22 protein-coding genes are annotated in these 18,466 nt (G+C 65.6%); 16 read left to right on the forward strand and 6 right to left on the reverse strand.

The window, feature by feature from the left end:
* Window positions 1-71: 71 nt before the first annotated feature.
* Together EL493_RS23385 and EL493_RS23390 are read left to right on the forward strand one after the other, a co-directional pair.
* The gene (locus EL493_RS23385; protein WP_019050220.1) at window positions 72-902 is read left to right on the forward strand and encodes a DUF2637 domain-containing protein; all 831 of its coding nucleotides are present in this window, start codon (window positions 72-74) and stop codon (window positions 900-902) included.
* Window positions 903-923: 21 nt separating this feature from the next.
* A complete protein-coding gene (locus tag EL493_RS23390) occupies window positions 924-1,760 on the forward strand; it encodes a hypothetical protein (RefSeq protein WP_022566099.1) in 837 nt (278 codons plus the stop codon).
* On the opposite strand, the gene EL493_RS23395 is transcribed toward EL493_RS23390, so the two are convergent.
* Entirely contained in the window at window positions 1,745-2,209 is a 465-nt protein-coding gene (locus EL493_RS23395; protein ID WP_126405862.1) for a hypothetical protein, read from the reverse strand. The two genes, EL493_RS23390 and EL493_RS23395, sit on opposite strands and share 16 nt — an antisense overlap.
* Window positions 2,210-2,518: 309 nt before the next feature.
* On the opposite strand from EL493_RS23395, the gene EL493_RS23400 reads away from it, so the two are divergent.
* On the forward strand, window positions 2,519-3,094 hold the full coding sequence (locus EL493_RS23400) for a hypothetical protein (RefSeq protein WP_019050223.1): 576 nt from the start codon (window positions 2,519-2,521) through the stop codon (window positions 3,092-3,094).
* 38 nt (window positions 3,095-3,132) lie between these two features.
* On the opposite strand, the gene EL493_RS32475 is transcribed toward EL493_RS23400, so the two are convergent.
* Window positions 3,133-3,282, reverse strand: a complete 150-nt coding sequence (locus tag EL493_RS32475; protein ID WP_019050224.1) for a hypothetical protein — start codon at window positions 3,280-3,282, stop codon at window positions 3,133-3,135.
* Between the two features lie 39 nt (window positions 3,283-3,321).
* Here EL493_RS32475 and EL493_RS23405 point away from each other — a divergent pair, with 39 nt between their 5' ends.
* From EL493_RS23405 to EL493_RS23440, 8 genes are all read left to right on the forward strand, one after another.
* Window positions 3,322-4,413: a hypothetical protein gene (locus EL493_RS23405; protein ID WP_232017250.1), complete on the forward strand. Its 1,092-nt coding sequence runs from the start codon at window positions 3,322-3,324 to the stop codon at window positions 4,411-4,413.
* On the forward strand, window positions 4,401-5,192 hold the full coding sequence (locus EL493_RS23410) for a class II glutamine amidotransferase (RefSeq protein ID WP_022566096.1): 792 nt from the start codon (window positions 4,401-4,403) through the stop codon (window positions 5,190-5,192). Before EL493_RS23405 ends, EL493_RS23410 begins: the two co-directional genes overlap by 13 nt.
* A gap of 305 nt (window positions 5,193-5,497) precedes the next feature.
* Complete coding sequence (locus tag EL493_RS23415) at window positions 5,498-6,532, forward strand: amidoligase family protein (RefSeq protein WP_019050228.1); 1,035 nt, start codon at window positions 5,498-5,500, stop codon at window positions 6,530-6,532.
* A complete protein-coding gene (locus tag EL493_RS23420; RefSeq protein WP_019050229.1) occupies window positions 6,520-7,278 on the forward strand; it encodes a class II glutamine amidotransferase in 759 nt (252 codons plus the stop codon). Before EL493_RS23415 ends, EL493_RS23420 begins: the two co-directional genes overlap by 13 nt.
* Before the next feature lie 52 nt (window positions 7,279-7,330).
* On the forward strand, window positions 7,331-7,663 hold the full coding sequence (locus EL493_RS23425; RefSeq protein ID WP_019050230.1) for a hypothetical protein: 333 nt from the start codon (window positions 7,331-7,333) through the stop codon (window positions 7,661-7,663).
* Window positions 7,660-8,139 carry a hypothetical protein gene (locus EL493_RS23430; protein ID WP_019050231.1) on the forward strand — a complete coding sequence of 160 codons (480 nt, stop codon included), beginning with the start codon at window positions 7,660-7,662 and terminating at the stop codon, window positions 8,137-8,139. Before EL493_RS23425 ends, EL493_RS23430 begins: the two co-directional genes overlap by 4 nt.
* Window positions 8,136-8,471 (forward strand): hypothetical protein, encoded by a 336-nt coding sequence (locus EL493_RS23435; RefSeq protein ID WP_019050232.1) that lies wholly within the window; start codon window positions 8,136-8,138, stop codon window positions 8,469-8,471. Before EL493_RS23430 ends, EL493_RS23435 begins: the two co-directional genes overlap by 4 nt.
* A gap of 492 nt (window positions 8,472-8,963) precedes the next feature.
* On the forward strand, window positions 8,964-10,205 hold the full coding sequence (locus EL493_RS23440; protein WP_019050233.1) for an IS110 family RNA-guided transposase: 1,242 nt from the start codon (window positions 8,964-8,966) through the stop codon (window positions 10,203-10,205).
* Window positions 10,206-10,288: 83 nt separating this feature from the next.
* Here EL493_RS23440 and EL493_RS23445 read toward each other — a convergent pair whose 3' ends face one another.
* A complete protein-coding gene (locus tag EL493_RS23445; RefSeq protein WP_022566094.1) occupies window positions 10,289-13,081 on the reverse strand; it encodes a DUF4365 domain-containing protein in 2,793 nt (930 codons plus the stop codon).
* Between the two features lie 433 nt (window positions 13,082-13,514).
* On the opposite strand from EL493_RS23445, the gene EL493_RS23450 reads away from it, so the two are divergent.
* The 3 genes from EL493_RS23450 (at window position 13,515) to EL493_RS23460 (ending at window position 15,705) form a co-directional block, all read left to right on the forward strand.
* The gene (locus EL493_RS23450; protein WP_022566093.1) at window positions 13,515-14,138 is read left to right on the forward strand and encodes a hypothetical protein; all 624 of its coding nucleotides are present in this window, start codon (window positions 13,515-13,517) and stop codon (window positions 14,136-14,138) included.
* Window positions 14,139-14,569: 431 nt separating this feature from the next.
* The gene (locus EL493_RS23455) at window positions 14,570-15,217 is read left to right on the forward strand and encodes a DNA-processing protein DprA (RefSeq protein WP_019050236.1); all 648 of its coding nucleotides are present in this window, start codon (window positions 14,570-14,572) and stop codon (window positions 15,215-15,217) included.
* A 29-nt stretch (window positions 15,218-15,246) separates the two neighbouring features.
* Window positions 15,247-15,705: a DUF3085 domain-containing protein gene (locus tag EL493_RS23460; RefSeq protein WP_022566091.1), complete on the forward strand. Its 459-nt coding sequence runs from the start codon at window positions 15,247-15,249 to the stop codon at window positions 15,703-15,705.
* A 222-nt stretch (window positions 15,706-15,927) separates the two neighbouring features.
* Here the strand turns inward: EL493_RS23460 and EL493_RS23465 are convergent, their stop codons facing one another.
* Both EL493_RS23465 and EL493_RS23470 read right to left on the reverse strand, forming a co-directional pair.
* Window positions 15,928-16,353 carry a GNAT family protein gene (locus EL493_RS23465; protein ID WP_126405864.1) on the reverse strand — a complete coding sequence of 142 codons (426 nt, stop codon included), beginning with the start codon at window positions 16,351-16,353 and terminating at the stop codon, window positions 15,928-15,930.
* A 78-nt stretch (window positions 16,354-16,431) separates the two neighbouring features.
* Window positions 16,432-16,734 carry a hypothetical protein gene (locus EL493_RS23470; protein WP_198041200.1) on the reverse strand — a complete coding sequence of 101 codons (303 nt, stop codon included), beginning with the start codon at window positions 16,732-16,734 and terminating at the stop codon, window positions 16,432-16,434.
* Window positions 16,735-16,807: 73 nt separating this feature from the next.
* Here EL493_RS23470 and EL493_RS23475 point away from each other — a divergent pair, with 73 nt between their 5' ends.
* Window positions 16,808-17,080 (forward strand): DUF6374 family protein, encoded by a 273-nt coding sequence (locus tag EL493_RS23475; RefSeq protein ID WP_019050240.1) that lies wholly within the window; start codon window positions 16,808-16,810, stop codon window positions 17,078-17,080.
* 191 nt (window positions 17,081-17,271) lie between these two features.
* Window positions 17,272-17,634 (forward strand): VOC family protein, encoded by a 363-nt coding sequence (locus tag EL493_RS23480; protein WP_022566089.1) that lies wholly within the window; start codon window positions 17,272-17,274, stop codon window positions 17,632-17,634.
* A 79-nt stretch (window positions 17,635-17,713) separates the two neighbouring features.
* Here EL493_RS23480 and EL493_RS23485 read toward each other — a convergent pair whose 3' ends face one another.
* On the reverse strand, window positions 17,714-18,154 hold the full coding sequence (locus EL493_RS23485) for a pentapeptide repeat-containing protein (RefSeq protein ID WP_022566088.1): 441 nt from the start codon (window positions 18,152-18,154) through the stop codon (window positions 17,714-17,716).
* Window positions 18,155-18,466 lie beyond the last annotated feature (312 nt).

Genomic DNA, 18,466 nt, shown 5'->3' on the forward strand with positions numbered 1-18,466 from the left:
AGCAAGGGGATCAGCCTATGCAACCGACATCGCCATCATCCGCCTGTAACCAGCCCCCGACGACCGACGACGTGCGCACCGAACGTGCGCACGTCTTCTTCTGGACCGAGCTCTGTATCGCCGCCGGAGTCAGCGTGATCGGCAACGCGACCCAAGCCGTCCTGCACACCACGGCCCTGCCCTTGCTCGCGGCCACTGTCGCGGTCATTCCGCCCCTGGCGTTGCTGGCAGCCGTTCATGGTGTTGCGCTGCTCGCACGCGCCGACACCGTATCCCTCACTGCGCGTCGCGCTGCGACCGCCCTGACCGTGGTGATCGCCGGCGGGGCGTTCTGGCTGTCGTTCACCGCGCTACGCGCCCTCGCGATCACCGCGGGCGTGCCCGCTGGCGAAGCGTGGCTGTGGCCGCTCATCGTCGAGGGAAGCATGACGCAAAGTTCGCTGGCCCTGCTAATTCTGGCGCACGCACACCACCCCAACACCGACATCGACGCGACATCCCAGACGCCAGCACGGATACCCGCCCTCGAACCACTCCCGACCGAGACTGTCCGAGCAGCACTGCCTGCCTCGCCACCGGAACCTTGCGAACCCGTCGAGGAACCACTCGACGATCGGATCAGCTCAGACATCGACCTGGAGGCGCTGGCGATGTCGATCTGCGACCAAGACCCCGGCGGGCGTCGCGATCGTGCGACCGTCTTTGCGGTGTTGTCACATCGCTACCTCGATGGTTGGAGCGCCGCACACATTGCACGTGAACTCGGACGCAGCCGGTCCGCCGTCAGCCGGATCCTGCGAGATGCCGAACGACTGCATGCAAGTGCTGCCACCGACCGTGCGCACGCCGACAACGCCCCACCCGCCGACCGTGCGCACACCGGTCCAACCGTGCGCACGTAGGGCGCGACCACCCGGCAGGGTGTGCGCACGCTGCGTTCGACCGTGCGCACGCCCACTACCTATGACTGGGTGGGGCAGACACTGTTTCGACCCGTGCGCACGGGGGCTGAACATTTGCCGGATGTGGTTCACACCACATCGACAGTGGCTGCGGTCCAAGGTTTGATCGATGCACGGTTCGTTGCCAGGTACCACTCTTCTCGTGCTCTTCTCCAGCGAAACCATGTCCTTGGGGGACCTGTGAACTTCGATATGTCCTGTCCGCAGTGCGATCGTGTCGACTGGGTTCAGAACGTGCCCGCGGTCATGTCCGACGGCACCCACAGCGGCTACAGCACCGGCGTGCATGCCGGGTTCGGTGTCGCACCGGGCGGAGTTGTCCCGGTCATTGGGACCTCCACCAGCGAGTTCAGCCACAGCTCTGCGTTGGCGAGAAGTCTGGCGTGGCAGCCGATTCTCCCGTCGGCCGGTCCTCTGTCGGTCCTCGGCTCGGTGTTGATGTTCTTCCCGCTGATCGCGTTCGGCCTGAGCACTGTCGGATTGACGATGGAGCCGTTGCCCTCGCATCCGATTCGGATGATGGTGTCGGTGCTGGGCCTCTACTTGTTTCCGATCTTGCTGTCCATTCCAGTTGTCGCGATCTTCACTACCGCGTTCAAGCGTGCACGCCGCAACAGCAAGGTCGACGCCGGGCGGCACCGAGCACGCGGTGTTTGGAGCCACGGCTACTACTGCCACCGATGCGGCGTGGCCTACTGGCCGTACCCGACAGAACCCGGTATCCCTTACCGAGTCGCCCTCGCTCCCAGCCAGTTTCGTTGGCACGTCTGGAACACCGGCGGTTACGCCAAACTCTGACCGGCCTGTTCTTCGGCACTCAGCCCGGCCCTCGATTCCCTCTGTATGCCTGGCCGCTCAGGTTCGTGGTGGTCGGGACGTGTTCGTCCCTGCGAATCGGGATCGTTCTGTGCAGCCACGGATACTCGCGCCACAGCGATCAGTTGTCGCACCTGTCTGTTGGTCAACTCGAGGAGTTCACTGATGTCGTCATCGGACTCCCCTAAGTCGCGCATCGTCGACACTGCGCCCGCTTGCTGAGCTCGCCAACGCGTGACTTCCGTCTCGTGCTCGCCTTCCAACTGCTCGATCCTCTTGCGCAACTCGCTGACGCGCTGGTCGCGTATCGCGGTGCACTGTCGGATCGATCCTGCCGCACGTAGATAGATCTGGACTGCGTCCATCATCTCGGACTCGCGGCGCGTGGCTGCCTCACGCCGAGCTTTCATCAATTTCTGGACTTCGTCCAAACGGCGACTCGATTCGGGGTCGCGCTTGGATCGTCGTTGTCTGCCAGCAGGCATCTCGATCTCCTGAGAGTGGCCCGACCAGCGGCTCTTCCGCCTGCCAGCCTACGCCGCCAACTCGGGCCCTCGCCAGCATCGCGACGGCAACACCCTGGCGCTACAGGTTCTTTCACCAGCCCTTACGTATCCGCTTGCCGCTCGCTGTGCCCCGCGACGCGTCCTGCCCTGCGGTCCGGCTCGGTGACCGGGTGAGCCACTTCGCGTTCCCCCCGGCCCCTCTCACCCGCACAGTTTCTCGAAGTAGGGAGACCGATGACCACCTCGCACACCATGTTCGAACCGATCCTCCGCGAGCTAGCCGGATCGGAGTTCACCAAGACCCTCCTTGCAACGTTCAGGCAGCTGGAGTGGGCCGAGGAGGAGATCCAGCGAGCCCAAACCCGCCACCCTGATGTCGCTGACGTGTTGCACCACAGCTTTTCGCTGTTGAGCGCGACCGAAGATCGGATGTCCACCGAGTTCGTCTACCGGGCGCATGCCCGGGAGCTGCTCGAGCGGGTCGCGACCGGTGTGTCGACAAAGCCGGGGACCTCGGTCGAGGTCGTGTTGTCGCTGATGCGCGCGAGCTTGGTGACTCCGTTGAACACCACCGCGTTCGGCCTGTACGTGCGGATGTGGCGTCAGGCCGGACTGCCCACCGTCGATGGTCTGGGCGGGGATCTGGGCGAGCACCACGAAGCCATCAACGCTAGCCGGATCGATGAGTTCGAGGCGATCGCCCGGCGCCAGCTCGCCCAGCCCTCCCGTGTGCTGACGCTGGTTTCCTGCGAGGGCCGCCATCTCGGCGAACCGGTCGACTGCCGCCTGGCAACTGCGCGCGCCGCCTGACCTGTCCCTGTCCTGGGTCACGTTTTTCGTCCTGTCTTTCACGCCGCATCCGGTTTTCGGGTGCGGCGTTCGTCGTCTTTCGGAAGGGGTTTGCTGTGCCCGATCTCGATCTGCCCGATCCGTGCGGGGTCTGCCGATCCCGCGAACCCGGTGTACGTGTCCCGGTCGACGCCGGGATCGTCTGCCACGCATGCGCCCGAACCTGCGCCCAGTGTTACCGCTGCGGCGTGCGTTCGCTCGCCCTCACCGACACCGCCGCCGGGCGGCGCCTGTGTTCGGACTGTGCGACCGGATTGAACGCGTGCGTGTCGTGTGCGGAGGTGACCTTCACCGGTCTGCGCACCGACACCGGCGGTTTCGTCTGCGGGATCTGCGCGCACCAGTTGTTCGATCAGTGCTTCCGGTGCGAACGGTTCACCCGCCACAGCCGCTACGTCGTCGGCAACCACCGCACCTGCCCTACGTGCGCTCAGGAGCTGTGCGCGTGTCCGGACTGCGGCACGTTGCTGGCGGGGCGGCGCGGGTGTGATCGGTGCGCTGACCGGCACACGTTGTGGAACTACACCTACCGTCCCGACCCGATCTTCCACGGCACCGGCCCGTTGTTCCTCGGGCTGGAACTGGAAGTCGTTGTACCCGAAGACTGTTTCGACGATGCGATCGCGACCGCCACCGACACACTCGGATCGCTCGGCTATCTCAAACGTGATTCCTCGATCCGCCCCATGGGTTTCGAGATCGTGTGCCACCCGATGACCTACCAGTACGCCCTCACCGAATTCCCGTGGCAGGTCCTGCACCAGCTCGCCCGGTTGGGCTGTGAGACCGGTGCCGGTGTTGGTTTGCACGTGCACGCCTCTAGGGCAGGGTTCACCGGGCCCGCACACATTTTCCGGTGGATGAAGCTGGTCTACCGCAACTCCGACCAGGTCTCGCGGTTGGCGCGACGCACCAGCCGCTACGCCCCGTTCGAGCCCGACACTCGCTCGCGTGCCAAAGACCTGGCCAAAGGCGCCCGCCACGCGGTCGGGTTGCCCCGGTACCAGGCGATCAACCCCCACCCCCGCGACACCCTCGAGCTGCGGGTCTTCGCCAGCGCGCTCGACCCCGGCCAGGTGCAGGCGGCGTTGGCGTTCACCGAGGCCTCCATCGCCTACACCGCCGACCTCACCGTCGCCCAGATCCACGCAGGCGGCTGGGACTGGGACCAGTTCACCGACTGGCTGTCGCGCCGCCTCGAATACGCGCCCTTGGTGGTCGAACTGGCCCACCTTGCCGACCTGATCGATGAACAGGAGGGCGTGCTGTGTGCCTCTTGACCTTCATCCCCGCCTCCGTCGCACCGGACCCGACCGCGTTGCGGCATGGCGCCGAGGCGAATCCGCACGGGCATGGGTTCGCTGTTATCGCCGGCCCCGTGATTGTGACCGGGCACGGCATGAACGCCGAGGAAGTGATCGACCTGTTCGCCCGGGTTCGTGCCCAGCATCCGCGGGGTCCGGCGTTGTTTCATTCCCGCTACGCAACCCACGGCATCCGCACCGTCGACAACTGTCACCCCTTCCGCCTCGGTGGTGACAAACGAACCGTGTTGGCGCACAACGGTGTCCTGCCCAAACGTGTGCATCCGGGCCCGTATGACTGGCGATCGGACACCCGCATCGCCGCCGAGGACTACCTCCCACGCCAGCCGTTCGGGTCGATCGACACCCACAAGGGGTTTCGGGGACTCGAGTCCTGGCTGGGGTCATCCAAGTTGCTGATCCTCACTGTCGACCCCGCCTTCGACCAGCAGGTGTATCTGCTCAACGAGTCGAAAGGCTTGTGGGACAGCGGGATCTGGTACTCCAACCGCAGCTACCTGCCCTGGTCGCAGCGGTACGCCACGCAACGCCGATTGGCATGCCGTAGCTGTGAGACCGTCGACGAGAACCGGGTCAGCCGCTACTGCACCACGTGCGGGTGGTGCTTCGCCTGCGAGAACCGGTTCCCGCACTGCGAATGCCGCCGACCGCGCACCCGCAGCCCGCGCCACCGCGCTCTCAACCGACCCCTGCCGTTGTCGGCGGTGAAACCACCGACCGCCCCGAGTCCCTGACGCGTCGGTCGCACCGCAAGTCACCAACGCTTTTCCCCTGAGCCTGCACCCGTCGTGCGGGCTTTCGTCGTTTCCAGGGAAGGAATTCCATGCCCACCGCTGTCCTGGTCGTCCTCGCCGAATGCGATGCCTGTTCAGCCCGACACCCTGCCGCGGACTTGGTCGAGACGGCCGAGAACCAACAACTCTGCTCGGACTGTGTCGCTGGCCTCGACCTGTGTGAGAGGTGTGATTTCCCCGCCCGCGATACCGCACTGACCACTGCGGACGACTACTGGTGTGCTGGTTGCCGAGCCCCCTGCACCGTGTGTGAGGACTGCGAGCGCTACGCGCCCTACGTCGTGGCGGTCCTCTCCGGCGGTGACGTGTGCGAATCGTGTGCCGAGTCCTACACCGCCTGCGACGACTGCGATCTGCGCACCGCCGACTCCTACACCGTCGACGGTGATCGGGCGGTGTGCGAGGACTGCCGCGACGACTACACCCGATGCCACAGGTGCCGCACCCTCGTCCGGGGACGTGAGTACTACTGCGACGACTGCGCCCGGCCCGACGATTCCCGTGTCCACGACTCCGACTACAGCCCGCGCCCGGTCTTTCACGGGCACGGGCCGCTGTTTCTGGGCATGGAACTCGAACTCCGCACCACCGTGCACGGCTATGAGGACTCGGTCGCGACCGCGAACAACCACCTCGACGGGGTCGGCTACCTCAAATACGACGGGTCGATCAGTTGCGGGTTCGAACTGGTCACCCACCCGATGAGTTTCGACTACGCGATGAGCGAGTTCCCCTGGGCGCTGTTGACGCGGCTGCGGTTGCTGGGTTGTCACACCGATGACGAGGTCGGCATCCACGTGCATGTGTCGCGGGCCGGGTTCGACTCCCCTGCCCATATCTACCGGTGGCTCAAACTCGTCTACCGCAACGAAACCCACGTCACCGCGCTGGCGCGGCGCCGCGACTCGCAATGGGCCAGCTTCGACCCCGACACCCGCGACATGGCCAAACACCTCGCCCACGGCGGACACGGGTGGGGCCGCTATCACGCCATCAACGCCCGACCCGCCCACACCTTCGAGCTGCGGGTCTTCGCCAGCTCGCTCGATCGCCGCGAGGTGCAAGCCGCGCTCGGTTTCGCCCATGCCTCCGTCGAATACACCCGCGCCCTGCGCGCCCACGACGTCGTCGCCGGCCAGGGCTGGGACTGGGCCACCTTCACCAGCTGGGTGGCAGCGCGACCGGAATACGCCGCTTTGACCGCTGAACTCGCCGCGCTGGCACCGGCCTCAATCGGTGTGCCCAGCCGGAACCTGGAGGACTTCGCATGTGCATCTTGACCGTCATCAAACCCGGCATCGCCCCCGATTTCCATGCTCTCGCCGCCGGTGCGGTCGCGAACCCGCACGGGCACGGGTGGGCTGTGCACGCCGGGGACCGGCTCATCGTCGGCCACGGCATGGACCCAGAGACCACCATCACCGAATTCGCCCACGCCCGAGCATCATTCCCGGACGGGCCGGCGTTGTTTCATTCCCGCTTCGCCACCCACGGTGACCACACCACCGCCAACTGTCACCCCTTCGCCATCGGCGGGGACAAGCGAAGCGTGCTGGCCCACAACGGGATCCTGCCCGAGCACGTCCACCCCCTCACCGGTGACGACCGTTCCGATACCCGGATCGCGGCCGAGGACTTCTTGCCGCAGAACCCGTTCGGGTCATTGGATTCCTGGGCCGGACGGGAACGGTTCGAACTCTGGTTGGGTACCGACAAGGCCGCCATCCTCACCGTCGACCCCGCCTACAAACATCCCGCCTACATCTTCAACGAACACCGCGGGCACTGGCGCGACGGGTCGTGGTACTCAAATCACAACTACGAGCTGGGCCGATACCCGGCCGGTGCCTTCGTCGACTACGAGTTCTGTGACAACTGCGGGGCAGAGTACGACAACCCCGACGGCCCGCACTGCCCGTACTGCGGCTTCTGCGAAGCGTGCCTGAATCCCTACCCGCGCTGCCGCTGCACCTGCCCCGATGAGGCCGACCGCTACTCCGACCTCCTGGCACTCGAAACCGCCTGACACCCATGTCTTTCGTGCTCCGTCTGGAGCCCTCTTGGAGAGGACACCCTCGATGACCTATCCGCTGACCGTACCGCCCTTGCGCCACAGGGTGCGCGCCGCCCTGAACCAGTTGCGTGGCGTCAGCCCTGTCGCTGACCCGGTGACCGGTTCGACCGAATCGACGATGGTGGTGGCCGCACTCCACGAGGCCCGCCACAACAACCTGACCGTCACCGTCCGCACCCGCGGCGGGCACTTGCATTTTCGGATGACCGTGGACACTGTCGGCGCCCGCCACGCCAACCTGACCACTGATGCCGGTGAGCAGGTGATCGTGCCGTTGCGGTTCATCGAGACTGTGCAGTACCTGGCACCCAGCAACGGTGACCAGGGGCTGCTGTGAACACCACCGTGGTCGGGGCGGCTGAGCCGTCGCGCTGGACCGCCCGCCTGCACCCCATCCCCCGGCCCGCGCGTGAGGTGTTGGTCATCGGCTGGCACGCCGCATTCGCCGACACCCCCGCTGCGGGAACCCCGATCGCGGTGTTCCCCCACACCGAGATCATCGCCGATCACTTGCCGGTGATGGCGTTGGTGCGCATCGAACACGCCACCGCGATCGACACCATCACAGCTGACGGCACACGCGAAACCCGCTGGGGTGCCGACCCGTTCGGTATCGCGAAGACCGGGATCAGTTGGCGGCTGGTGCCCGCACACCTCGCCGAGGACCGGTGGGTGATCGCGCCCGGGTGGTGGGCCGCCGGCGGCGAGGAAGCCGTGCTGCCGACCTCGATCACCTCACACGCCCTCGGCGCACCCACCGTGGTGCCCGTCTACGACCACGACCCACACACCGGGAAACGCTGGACATCGTGATCACCCACGTCGGAGAACTCACCGCCTGGCTGCAAGCCCAGATCCCCGACCCCGACGACAACCTCTACGAGCCGTGGAACACCGGCACCCCGACCACCACCAGCCTGGTGTCGCTGATCCACCTCCGAGTCCAGACACCCTTCGCCCCCGACCGGACCGTCACTGTCGTCCTCGTCGCCTACCGCTGTCCCGCCGAGGACACCGCACCCGACACCGAACCACCAGATTCGAGGCACCCATGCCCGCAACCCCCGGATCCCGACCGCCGGCGGCCGAGCGTGTTCCGATCCCCGCGCGCCTGGCGACGGCACCGCTCTCGTCAGGACTCGTAGTCCCCTACTTATCTCGTATCGGGTGGTGAACGCGACTCGGTGAGAACCGATCTCAGCATTGCCCGCACAAGGTTCATCCATGATGGGTGACTCCGGGTAGTCCCCAGAACCCAGAGTTCTCGATGTAGGCGGTGAGCGCCCTCGTGGATGAACCGCCTCAGCTTGCTAACGATGACCTCTACACACCGCCTGGGCCGACCAAGCCCTCGTGCATACGGTAGGCATCGACAGCAGCGGGGTGGTCGGACAATCAATTTCAGCCCAGTGCGCGCGCTACCAGCGTTTCATTGATCGTGGTCCGAGCCCTCCCGCACGACCGAACACCTCGTTAGTTGCGAGCTTCGAGCTCTGAGGCAGACCGGTGTCGTGCGGGTGCGCTGGGAGCGCGAACAACTCATCGGAGGCCAGCCCATCGAGGCTCGTAAGTAGGGCGTCGCGCGTTCCTGCCAGGGTTTTCGGACCCATGTGACCAGCCGAACGACGGGAGGACAGATGAACCGCTACTGCGGGATCGACTGGGCCGAGGGCCATCACGACATCGCCATCGTCGATCAAGACGGTGCTCTGGTTTCGAAGAAGCGGATCGGAGACGACCCGGCAGGCTTTGCCGCACTTACCGAAATGTTGACCGCAGCGGGCGACACCGCGGAGGAACCGATCCCCGTCGCGATTGAGACCACCCGCGGTTTGATGGTCGCTGCGCTGCGAGCCACCGGCAGACCCGTCTATGCGATCAACCCCATGGCAGTGGCACGCTACCGCGAACGGCACACGCTGGCCCGTACCAAGTCTGATCACGCCGACGCGATGACGTTGGCAAACATCCTTCGCGTCGACGCACATGTCCATCGCACGATGCCGGCCGACAGCGAGCTCGCTCAAGCCATCGCAGTCCTGGCCCGCGCGCAACAGGACGCGGTATGGCGACGCACCAAAGCAAGCAATGAACTGCGTTCGCTACTGCGCGAGTTCTACCCGGTATTCCTGGCGACGTTCGCGGACCGGTCCTCAACAAACCTCGCCAAACCAGAGGTCCGCGCGGTGCTAGCGATCGCGCCGACACCGACATCCGCCGCAAAGCTCACCAAAACTCGCGTCGCGGCTGCACTGCGTCGCGCGGGGCGCAAACGCGGCATCGACGAACGGGCTGCTGAGATCGTCAAGCAGCTGCGTCGTCCCGGCCTTCGCCAACCAACACCCGTCGAAACCGCGATGGGCCGCCACGTGCTTGTCCTCCTCGCGGCTCTGAACGCCGCTTGCGTCGGTGCAGACGAGCTGGAAGAGGCTGCAGCCGAAGAGTTCCGCAAGCACCCCGACCACGCGATCATCACCAGCTTTCCCGGCCTCGCCGATCTTGCCGGCGCCCGCGTTCTTGCCGAGATCGGCGACGACCGCAACCGGTTCGCCACCGCTCGGTCGCTGAAGGCCTACGCCGGATCGGCTCCTGTCACCAGAGCCTCTGGGCGTTCGATCTCAATTACCCACCGCCGCATCAAGAACGATCGTCTTGCTGCTACCGGTTGGGTGTGGGCCTTCGCAGCAGCGATCAATAGGGGCCCGGCCCGCGAGCACTACCTTCGTCGGAGGGCACACGGAGACAGGCACAGTGCAGCGTTGCGACATCTGTTCAACAAGATGCTCGGCCAGTTGCACTACTGCCTCCGCACAGATCAAACCTTCGATCCTGTCAAGGCGTTCCCCGGCCCGAAGGTTCGGGAGCCCCTAGCGGCCTGAGCCTCGCCGACCAACCACAGCCCGACCCCCACACCTTCGCAACGGGGGTCGGATCTGTCATGGCAGATCGAGAAGCGGTGCGCCTAGTTGCTATGCAGTCGCTTCATGGCTGTTGCACGAACAGAGATCGACGGATGCTGGGTGAGTTCTTCGAGGATTCCGGTAAATACCGAGTTATCGGTTTGGGTGTTGCGAAGTACAGCGGCGACTGCGAGTTCACCGCCGGTGGCGACTGCGGTCGTCAGGATTGGCCCATAGATCGACCACAGTTCAGGATCCGTGACGAGGCGGCGGGTTATGCCGGTGATCGCGCGCTCGCGTACGTCCTGGTCATGGTCGGCAAGTAATGTGACCAGAAGGTTCTCATATCCGTTAACACGTGCGCAGGCATCAGCAGCGTCGGCTCGGTGCAACTTGGTGCCGCTGAGCATGCGAGCAAGCGCTGTGGCCGCACCCGATGACGCGGCCGGGTATGTGTGGAACAGCAACTCGAGTGCTGCGCCGCCGAGCGGTCCCTCTAGCGGGTCCGCCGTATCGCGGGCACCGTTCGATACGTCTACGATGGTCTCGGCGACGTCACGGATCTTGCCTTGTGTACCGGCATCAAGGTCTGCGAATTCTTCTGACAGAATCTTGAGTGCGTGGCGTTTGCGCGATCCCAGCACTTGCGGGCTTCTCAGAAACGACAGCAAATAGTCCAGGTCAGCGGATCCCTCGAAGGTAGTGACTAGTCTTGCGTACCAGGCGGGGTAGTCATGGATGTAGCCGGAGAAGCTCCCGCGTCGGGTCTCGGTTTCGATGTCCGCCAGCTTTTGCCGGCATCGGTCGCCGATCGCGGTGGCTTCATCGAGTTGTATGGCGCTGAGTGGTATCTCTGCCGCGGCAGAGATATCTCCTTGCAGGAGCGCGTTGCGGAAGAGGGCTTCGGTGGTCGAGTTCCGTCCACAGGTTCCAGCGAGCACCCACTGAACCCGGTTGTTGTCGTCGTTGATTTCCACTGCCCGCCCGCCCAACGCTGTGCGCTGCGCAGAGGTGAGGCGAAGGACCCTGAGAAGCCGGTCGACCGCTGGCGCGATTACCTCTGCGTGTTGCGCCGGTAGGGTCGCAATGTGGTGCACGATCGCCTCGACATGGTCGTCGTCAGCGAAATCGACAAGTCCTGCGATCGCGTGGAGCCTTGCGGTCGGAAAACCGCCGTCGGTACTGACCTTGTTGACCAGCGACCCTCCGGGCTGTAGCGAGGCGATCAGCTCGCCAAGCCAAGTACTGGCAATGTCAGGAGGGAAATAGGGGCCCAGCTGACTCACCAGGGTCAGGTCGGCTCGGGAGGAGGTTCTAGTCATCGTGTCAGGCGTGACGTCGCGAACTAGTCGTGGCAGCACTGCGGCGGGCCCGTGACGCTTGACTTTGCGCACGGTGTTTTGCAGGTCCTTGTGTCGGCCGGATCGGCGGAGCAAGTCAATCGATTCGACGAGTCGCTCATCACTGGTACGCCCGGTGGACAAGTCTGCTTTCGCAAGTGTTCCTGCAGCAGCGTTCCATTCGGCCGAGAGTCCTGACAGGCGGGCGATCAGTCCGGCAGAGTACAGATCGTTGTGCACGGTGTCGGCTTCGAAGATCTGAACCGCTGGATCCTGGCTCCACTGTTTGAAGACGCGGTCGAGCGCGCGCGACAGACCGGTGGACATGGGGTAGCGGCGCCACCAAGAGGCGGTGGTATCGAGGGCGGTGACGACGTCCGTCATGCTCTGGTCGGTTCGATCGGTGCGGTCCGTGAGGGTGAACAGCAGCCAGATTGCGGCGGAACGGAGCGCCTCGACTGCAACGTCGTCGCGTGGCCCGGTGCCGAGATGGATATTGGCGGAGTTGACCGCCTCAATCGCGCCTGCGTGATCACCGATTTCAGCCAGGAGGCGGGCCTGGTGGATGTCAAGCCATCCTTTGTCACTGTTCGAGAGGGTTTCACTGTGCTGGCTGGTGAGTGCAGCCACTGCGTCAGAGATACGGCTCTGATCTTCCAGTGCCAGGGCAAGGCACACCGCGGCTGCGGACCTGAGATGCGGCGGTGTGGATTCTGCGGTAAGGAGCGTCTGCAGTGGCTCATGGATGCCACCGGTGAGCCACGAATAGATCGCGGCCGCCAGGCGCCAGCCGTGATCATTGTGGGCGTGAGCGTCCTCAGGGGACGGGACATCAGGGTGCTTGCCGGTGAAGTGACTCCATCGCTCGGGTGTGCCTTCGATGATGACCGAAATGGCTTCGGGCCAGGAAAACGCGACGTCGGTTCCCCGGCTGGGATGTGGGCTGACGATGCGGGGCACAAGCAGGCAGTATCGGGCCCGCTGGTCGGCGGGCAGATGTGAGGCGTTGAACCGCCAGCGTGCACCTTCGTGGGTCATGCGTCGTCGGGATCGCATAACCCAGTTGATCCATTGGTCGCGATGGTCCTTGGTGAGGCGTTGGTCATCGGGAACAAAGACTTTGATGCCGACCCCGGTGGATTGGATGTGTTCGGTGTCGAGGTAGGCCCATACTGCGGTTGTGGTGTCGTCGCTGATCAGGATGACGATGTGTGGCACATGGTGGTCGGTCCAGTACTCGCCGTGGTGGTCGGCGCCTTCGGTAAACCACCAGCCGCGGCGACCGTCAACGTGGCCTGGTCGGCTAAAGAACGAGTCGCCATGTTTAGCTTGAACCCCCAGCATAAGACCAAGGTCAGTGAGATCGTGTCCGCGCATCTGTACGAACAGGTCGGTACCGACGTCGTGCCTCCCTGTCGGTACAGGGCCCCACCCGAGTTGGTTGAAGAATAACGTGCAGAAGCTCTCACCTATCTCGCCCAACTGGACCGTCTTCGGCTGACGCGGTTTGCTCACATCCGTATTGTGCCTGCAACCGGGCAGTTGTTGTGATCAGGCAGCTACGTGTTGCACTCAGCGCCTTGTCCGGGCCAAGATGTGTTGGACCAGAGACGGTTTCGGGGGCTGCTGGTTTCTTCCGCAACGTGGTGAAACCTTCCGGAGCACGGGTCCCGTGTCGCCGTCGACACTGATGACGCTCGTGCCCGTGGTGGGAGGTCGGCCCGAGGTACAGGGCCGTTACTGTCCCCTCACTGGTCGGAGGTATCCACGTCTTGATGGCCGCGGCCGACGAGCTCCCAACGCGGTGTCCGAACTAGAACCGGAACCCCCTGCGAACGCAGCCAGCCCGACGAAGCGGCAGACGGCTGTACACCGAAGACTGCGAGGTCGTTGTGTGTCGGCGGCAAGTCTGTGCCTAGACACAACCTGCAGCCTCTCAATTTGACTATTGCGAGTATCGGAGGTCTACATCACCCTCGCCCACCGCGACCGGACCCGCCCGGTGTGGGGAAACATCGACCCCCACCGCCTCGCAGAGGTCCTGCACCACAAACGATGCCAGGTCTGCGGGGAAGACCTCTACGACACCCTCGTGCTGATGATCCGCCCGTCGGACTATCTGCGTGGCGTAGCAGTCGAACCTGGTTTGCACCCCGAGTGTGGCTGGTATAGCCGCCGGGCTTGCGTGATGCTGGCCGGGCACGTCGACCGCTACAACCCCGTCGGCAACACCCCACTCAACCTGTGCGGCGACCCGCTATGTCGCTGTCGGTACTGGGCGCCCGCCGAGACCACCACTCCGGGCCGGGAGGGTAAACCGGCTGAGGCCTGGTACGAGGCCTGGATCCGGCGCGAGGACTACGACGTGTTCACGGTCCCGGCCGACGAGTCCGGGCCCGAAGCCACCGGCATCGCGCTACGTGGGGTGCCGTTCCTACGGTTGCGTAAGGTCCGCGACCCGGCACCGAACACTGAGGATTCCCAGCCGATGGACTTGCTCGCCGCGGTCATCGCCGCCCGCACGCTCTGGGAAACCCTCGACCTCACCGAAGATCCCGACGCTCCCCGATAGCGGGTCGCCCCGGCGCGTTCCCGCATGCCGCGTTTCCTCGCCGCCAGCCCCATACGCGTATCTGTGCCGGGCAGTGACCGGCGCTCACCGTATCCACATGTTGTGGATACCCCTGTGGACAACCACAACAGGAGCCACCATCCGACCCGCCCGGCCGCAGCCGCAGCGCGGTCCCGCCCCTGCGAGAGGACTTCATCGACCGTGGACCTGACCATTTCCGCCGCATTCGCCCAGCAGTTGGCATGGGCGATCCTGGCCCGCGCCGCCCTCTACTTTCGCGGTGCGGTCGCTATCCTGCTCGCCGCTCAGGGCCCCGACGGGGCCGCCGACATCCTCGCCCGCGCCATTCCCGGCTTAGCGGTGCGCGCCGAAGCCGACCTCGCCGACGCCGACCGCATCGGTGCCCGGCTGATCATCCCCGAGGACCCCGAGTGGCTCGCCGGCTCACCGAGTTCGAGGACCCCGGCACCAACCGGTTCGGTCCGGTCGCGTTGTGGGCTCGCGGTGCCGGACCCCTCGACACCCTCGCGCACCGCGGCGTGGCCGTGGTCGGGGCGCGGGCGTGCACCGAGCACGGATACACCGCCACCCGCGACCTCGCCGAGACGGCCGCCGGGCAGGGGTGGACGATCGTGACCGGCGGCGCCTACGGCATCGACACCGCCGCCGTCGAAGGCGCGCTCGCCGTGGACGGTTCGGCTGTCGTGGTCACTGCCGGCGGGCTGCGCCACGCCTACCCCGCCACCAACGGTGACATATTCGAACAGATCACCCGACGGGGACTGCTGGTGTCGGAGTATCCGCCGTCCGACCGGCCCACCCGTGACCGGTTCCTGCACCGCAACCGGATCGTCGCCGCCCTCGGCGCCGGGATGGTGGTGCCCGAGGCCGGGATCCGCAGCGGCACCCTCAACGCCGTCGACTGGGCAAACCGGCTCAACCGGCCCGTGTCCGCGCTGCCCACCCCGACACCGACCGCTCCCGCGTGGGCCGGGTGCGCGGCCATGGTCGACAACGGCCACGCGCAGCTGGCCACCGACACCGGCCAGCTGCTGGCCGCTCTCGCGACCGCGGGCTGAATCATTCACCGACAGAAAGGAAATCATCGATGACCGTGCGGATGAGCAAGTTCGAACTGTGGTTCCCGCTGAGGCAGGTCGCGGCGATCGCCGAGCACGCGATGGCCGCGACCGAGCATTCCTGGCCAGACTACGACAGCGACAAACCCGACCCCGTCCCACCGGCGTTGGTGTGGGCCAAGGACCAGGGCACCTACCTGCTGTCCAACGGCCGACCCCGCCTGCTGGCAGACCCCGACAACCCCGAGAGCTCCTCGAAGGTGGTCTACGCGGTCGGTTACGAGCGGTACTTCGACTTCTCCTACACCGCGGTCGGTGGCGACGACTTCGCCGAATACATCTCCCTCACCGAACAACAGAACAGGACCTCGCTGATCGAGATGATCCGTCACCACGCCGCCAGTGGCGGCATCATGATCTTCACCGTGCATCCCGGCGGCCGCTACGAAATCGAGTTCAGTACGGCCGCTGCACCATTCGACCGATAGCGACCCGATTCGGATGCCGAATCGATATCGACCCTCGGACGCCTGTCGGACCGCCAGCCCGAGGGCAGCGGAGTAGATTCCCGTCTCGTCGGATCCCAAAGAGCCGGTGAGGGTGGGATTCGACATCAGGTGCGGTGCAGTCTCTGGCGGGATACATGCTCAGCACCCCGTCCCGGTCGGCCGAACCCTCACCCCGTCAGGGCCCGGCCGACCGGGACCACCTCACACCCGACGGTGGAGGTGCAACGCGCTGCCGGGTACCGCGGTGAAGTCGAGCGCTTCGAAGAACTGCCGGCGCCCCCACCGGCCATGCGGGTCGGTGTCGAGGACCACCGTCACCTTCTCCACGCCTACCTGTTGGACTCGTTGGATGAACGTGCGTACCAGCGCCGATCCGACCCCGCGGCGCGGTTGTACGACGCCGACCAGTGCGAGATGGCCCGTGTGCGGTTTGCCGGTCAGGAATCCTTCGGCCGTGCCGTCGCGGAGGGCGAGGAGCCGGACCGCATCAGGGTCACCGATCCCGGTCAACCGTGACGGTGCGGCGAAGACGCTGTCGCGCAGCTGGTGGATGCGGTCGAGGGAGGCGAGTAGCTGCGGGAGCAGTGTGTGCTCACCGTGGAGCTGCTCGACTTCGATCCCGTCCACACTGTCCACGCTGCCATACCGGTACGTTCGTACAGAAAATTCCGGCGAGCCGAGGCCCCGTCGACAACGACTTCTCGGCTACCGGTCGGCCGGGGTGAGCGCGTGCGCGGGGCACCATTGGTGGAGCTGGAGTTGCCCGTGCCCGTTGCCGGTGACCAGGGTGAAGGCGACCAGGCCCATCCAGGTTCCGTCATCGAGCAGCACCCAGGCATGGAGCCAGCCGGGGACGTTCCCGGCCAGGCGCAGGCCACCCAGTTTCACGCGCATCGCCGGCCGGTCCTGGCGGAAGTGTTTCGGCTTGGTCCCGATGGCCAGGTGGGCGGCGACGATCACCTTCTGCGGCGGATCGACGACGCGCCACGGCTCTGGTTTGAACTGCACCGGCCACTTCTCGAACACGCCGCCGAACTTACATGTCTCGAATGTATGTTCGATAACGGGTAGAGTGCTGGCCATGTCCGAGATGCCTGCCCCCGCGCCAACGGCAGCGGCGCTGGCCACCGTCCGCCGTCAGCTTGGCGTCTGCGCCGCGTTCGGCGCCGTGGCTGCCCCCGAGCAGCTTGACGAGATCGCGGAGCGCCTGACCGAGGTGCTGCGTGGCTACGCCGTAGCTGACACCCGCAGGTATCCGGGACTACGGCGTCCGCTGCGGCCGCGATCCGCACGGACCGTGCACCCTTGGCGGATCGACCACACGCCCAGCGATCCCGAACACCCGTTCTCATAGCCGACGCGCCCGTCGCCAGGAGGACCTTCGCCCGGGCAGACAAGCGGTTGCGGAGCACCGCTGCCGCTGTGCCCGAGGCGAGCGCTGTCGGCCGCCCGAAAAGGAGTGGAGCCGAGCCGCGAGGGTGCGGTTGGATAGCGACCTGCGGGCGCGGCGCGGGCCGCGAACCCGGATGACCAAGGGAGTGCACGATGTCGATCGCGACGCTACGCGGCGTGACCCTGGACTGCGCCGATCCTCGGGCTCTCGCCCGGTTCTACCAAGAGCTGACAGGCATGCAGCTCGGCTATGACAGTGACGAGTTCGTCGCCCTGACCGATGGTTCGGGTTGCGACCTGGGCTTCCAACGAGTCGACGGATACCGGGCCCCGCAGTGGCCCGGTCAGGACGTGCCGCAGCAGATGCACCTGGACCTCAGGGTCGCCGACCTCGACGCGGCGGAGAAGTCGGCGCTGGGGTGCGGCGCGGTCAGGCCGGACCACCAGCCGGGCGGCGACAGGTGGCGTGTGCTGCTGGACCCGGCCGGTCACCCTTTCTGCCTGGTCACTGGCTGACAGCAGGGAGATCTGGCCATTGCAACCCTTCTGGTGGTGTCGAAATTCACCAGTAGCGCAGAACTCTGCCTGCCGACCTCTAGCGCGGCCGCTCTCGAAGGCATTGTGCAGCGTCGAGAAAGTGGCTCACAACGCCGTCGGCGCTTGTCGGTGGATTGAAACCCGCTGGCCACCGTGTTTGGGGTGTGTGGTAAGCCCCGGACAGATTGGGGCGACCGAGTTCTACGCCCGTCGGCTGCCTGATTCGAAGCCAGGCATCGGTCAGGTCCGCATCACTGAGGTCGGCTCCGGTCAGGTCGGCGAGCATCAGGTTGGCTTTGTTCAAGACGGCGGAGGTGAGGTTCGCGCCTCGCATGTTCGCGCCCCTGTGGTCGCTGCTGTTGAACTCGACGCCGGTCGCGTGCGCAGAGGAGAAGTCGGCCCACCGCAGATCGCGAGCCCAGAAGGTCGCTGTCGCGAGTTCGGTTCGCCCGAATGTCGCGCACCTCAAGTCGGTCCCGTCGAAGTGAGCTTCCGGCATCTTGGCTCCGTCGAAATCGGCCGGCGAAGGAACCCGTCAGGTGTGCTTCGGCCAGGCACGTTCCACTGAGGTCGGGCAATGCACCCGCGTCGTGATTGACGTTGCGGCGGCCGAGCACTGTGAGTGCTGCTTGAACATCGATGGCCGTCTGTGGAAGCGGACCTGCGTACCTCCAACCTCTCGGCGCGCTGTCATCTCGAACCAGTTCCGGCAAGGTGCAGGCCGGCGTGTCGGCCGGGGCTTGTGTCCGGATGAATCCACTGAGGATTTCGATAATCGTCGGCTGGTCTTCGGCCGAGTCCTTGGCCAGGC

The organism is Nocardia asteroides (genome assembly GCF_900637185.1).
Classification (GTDB): domain Bacteria; phylum Actinomycetota; class Actinomycetes; order Mycobacteriales; family Mycobacteriaceae; genus Nocardia; species Nocardia asteroides.

What these genes read in the sequence shown, in the direction of transcription:
- EL493_RS23400 (WP_019050223.1), top strand. Translation starts at nt 2,519, where the DNA reads ATGACCACCTCGCACACCATGTTCGAACCGATCCTCCGCGAGCTAGCC.
- EL493_RS23420 (WP_019050229.1), top strand. Translation starts at nt 6,520, where the DNA reads ATGTGCATCTTGACCGTCATCAAACCCGGCATCGCCCCCGATTTCCAT.
- EL493_RS23425 (WP_019050230.1), top strand. Translation starts at nt 7,331, where the DNA reads ATGACCTATCCGCTGACCGTACCGCCCTTGCGCCACAGGGTGCGCGCC.
- EL493_RS23440 (WP_019050233.1), top strand. Translation starts at nt 8,964, where the DNA reads ATGAACCGCTACTGCGGGATCGACTGGGCCGAGGGCCATCACGACATC.
- EL493_RS23460 (WP_022566091.1), top strand. Translation starts at nt 15,247, where the DNA reads ATGACCGTGCGGATGAGCAAGTTCGAACTGTGGTTCCCGCTGAGGCAG.
- EL493_RS23475 (WP_019050240.1), top strand. Translation starts at nt 16,808, where the DNA reads ATGTCCGAGATGCCTGCCCCCGCGCCAACGGCAGCGGCGCTGGCCACC.
- EL493_RS23480 (WP_022566089.1), top strand. Translation starts at nt 17,272, where the DNA reads ATGTCGATCGCGACGCTACGCGGCGTGACCCTGGACTGCGCCGATCCT.
- EL493_RS23485 (WP_022566088.1), bottom strand. Translation starts at nt 18,154, where the DNA reads ATGCCGGAAGCTCACTTCGACGGGACCGACTTGAGGTGCGCGACATTC.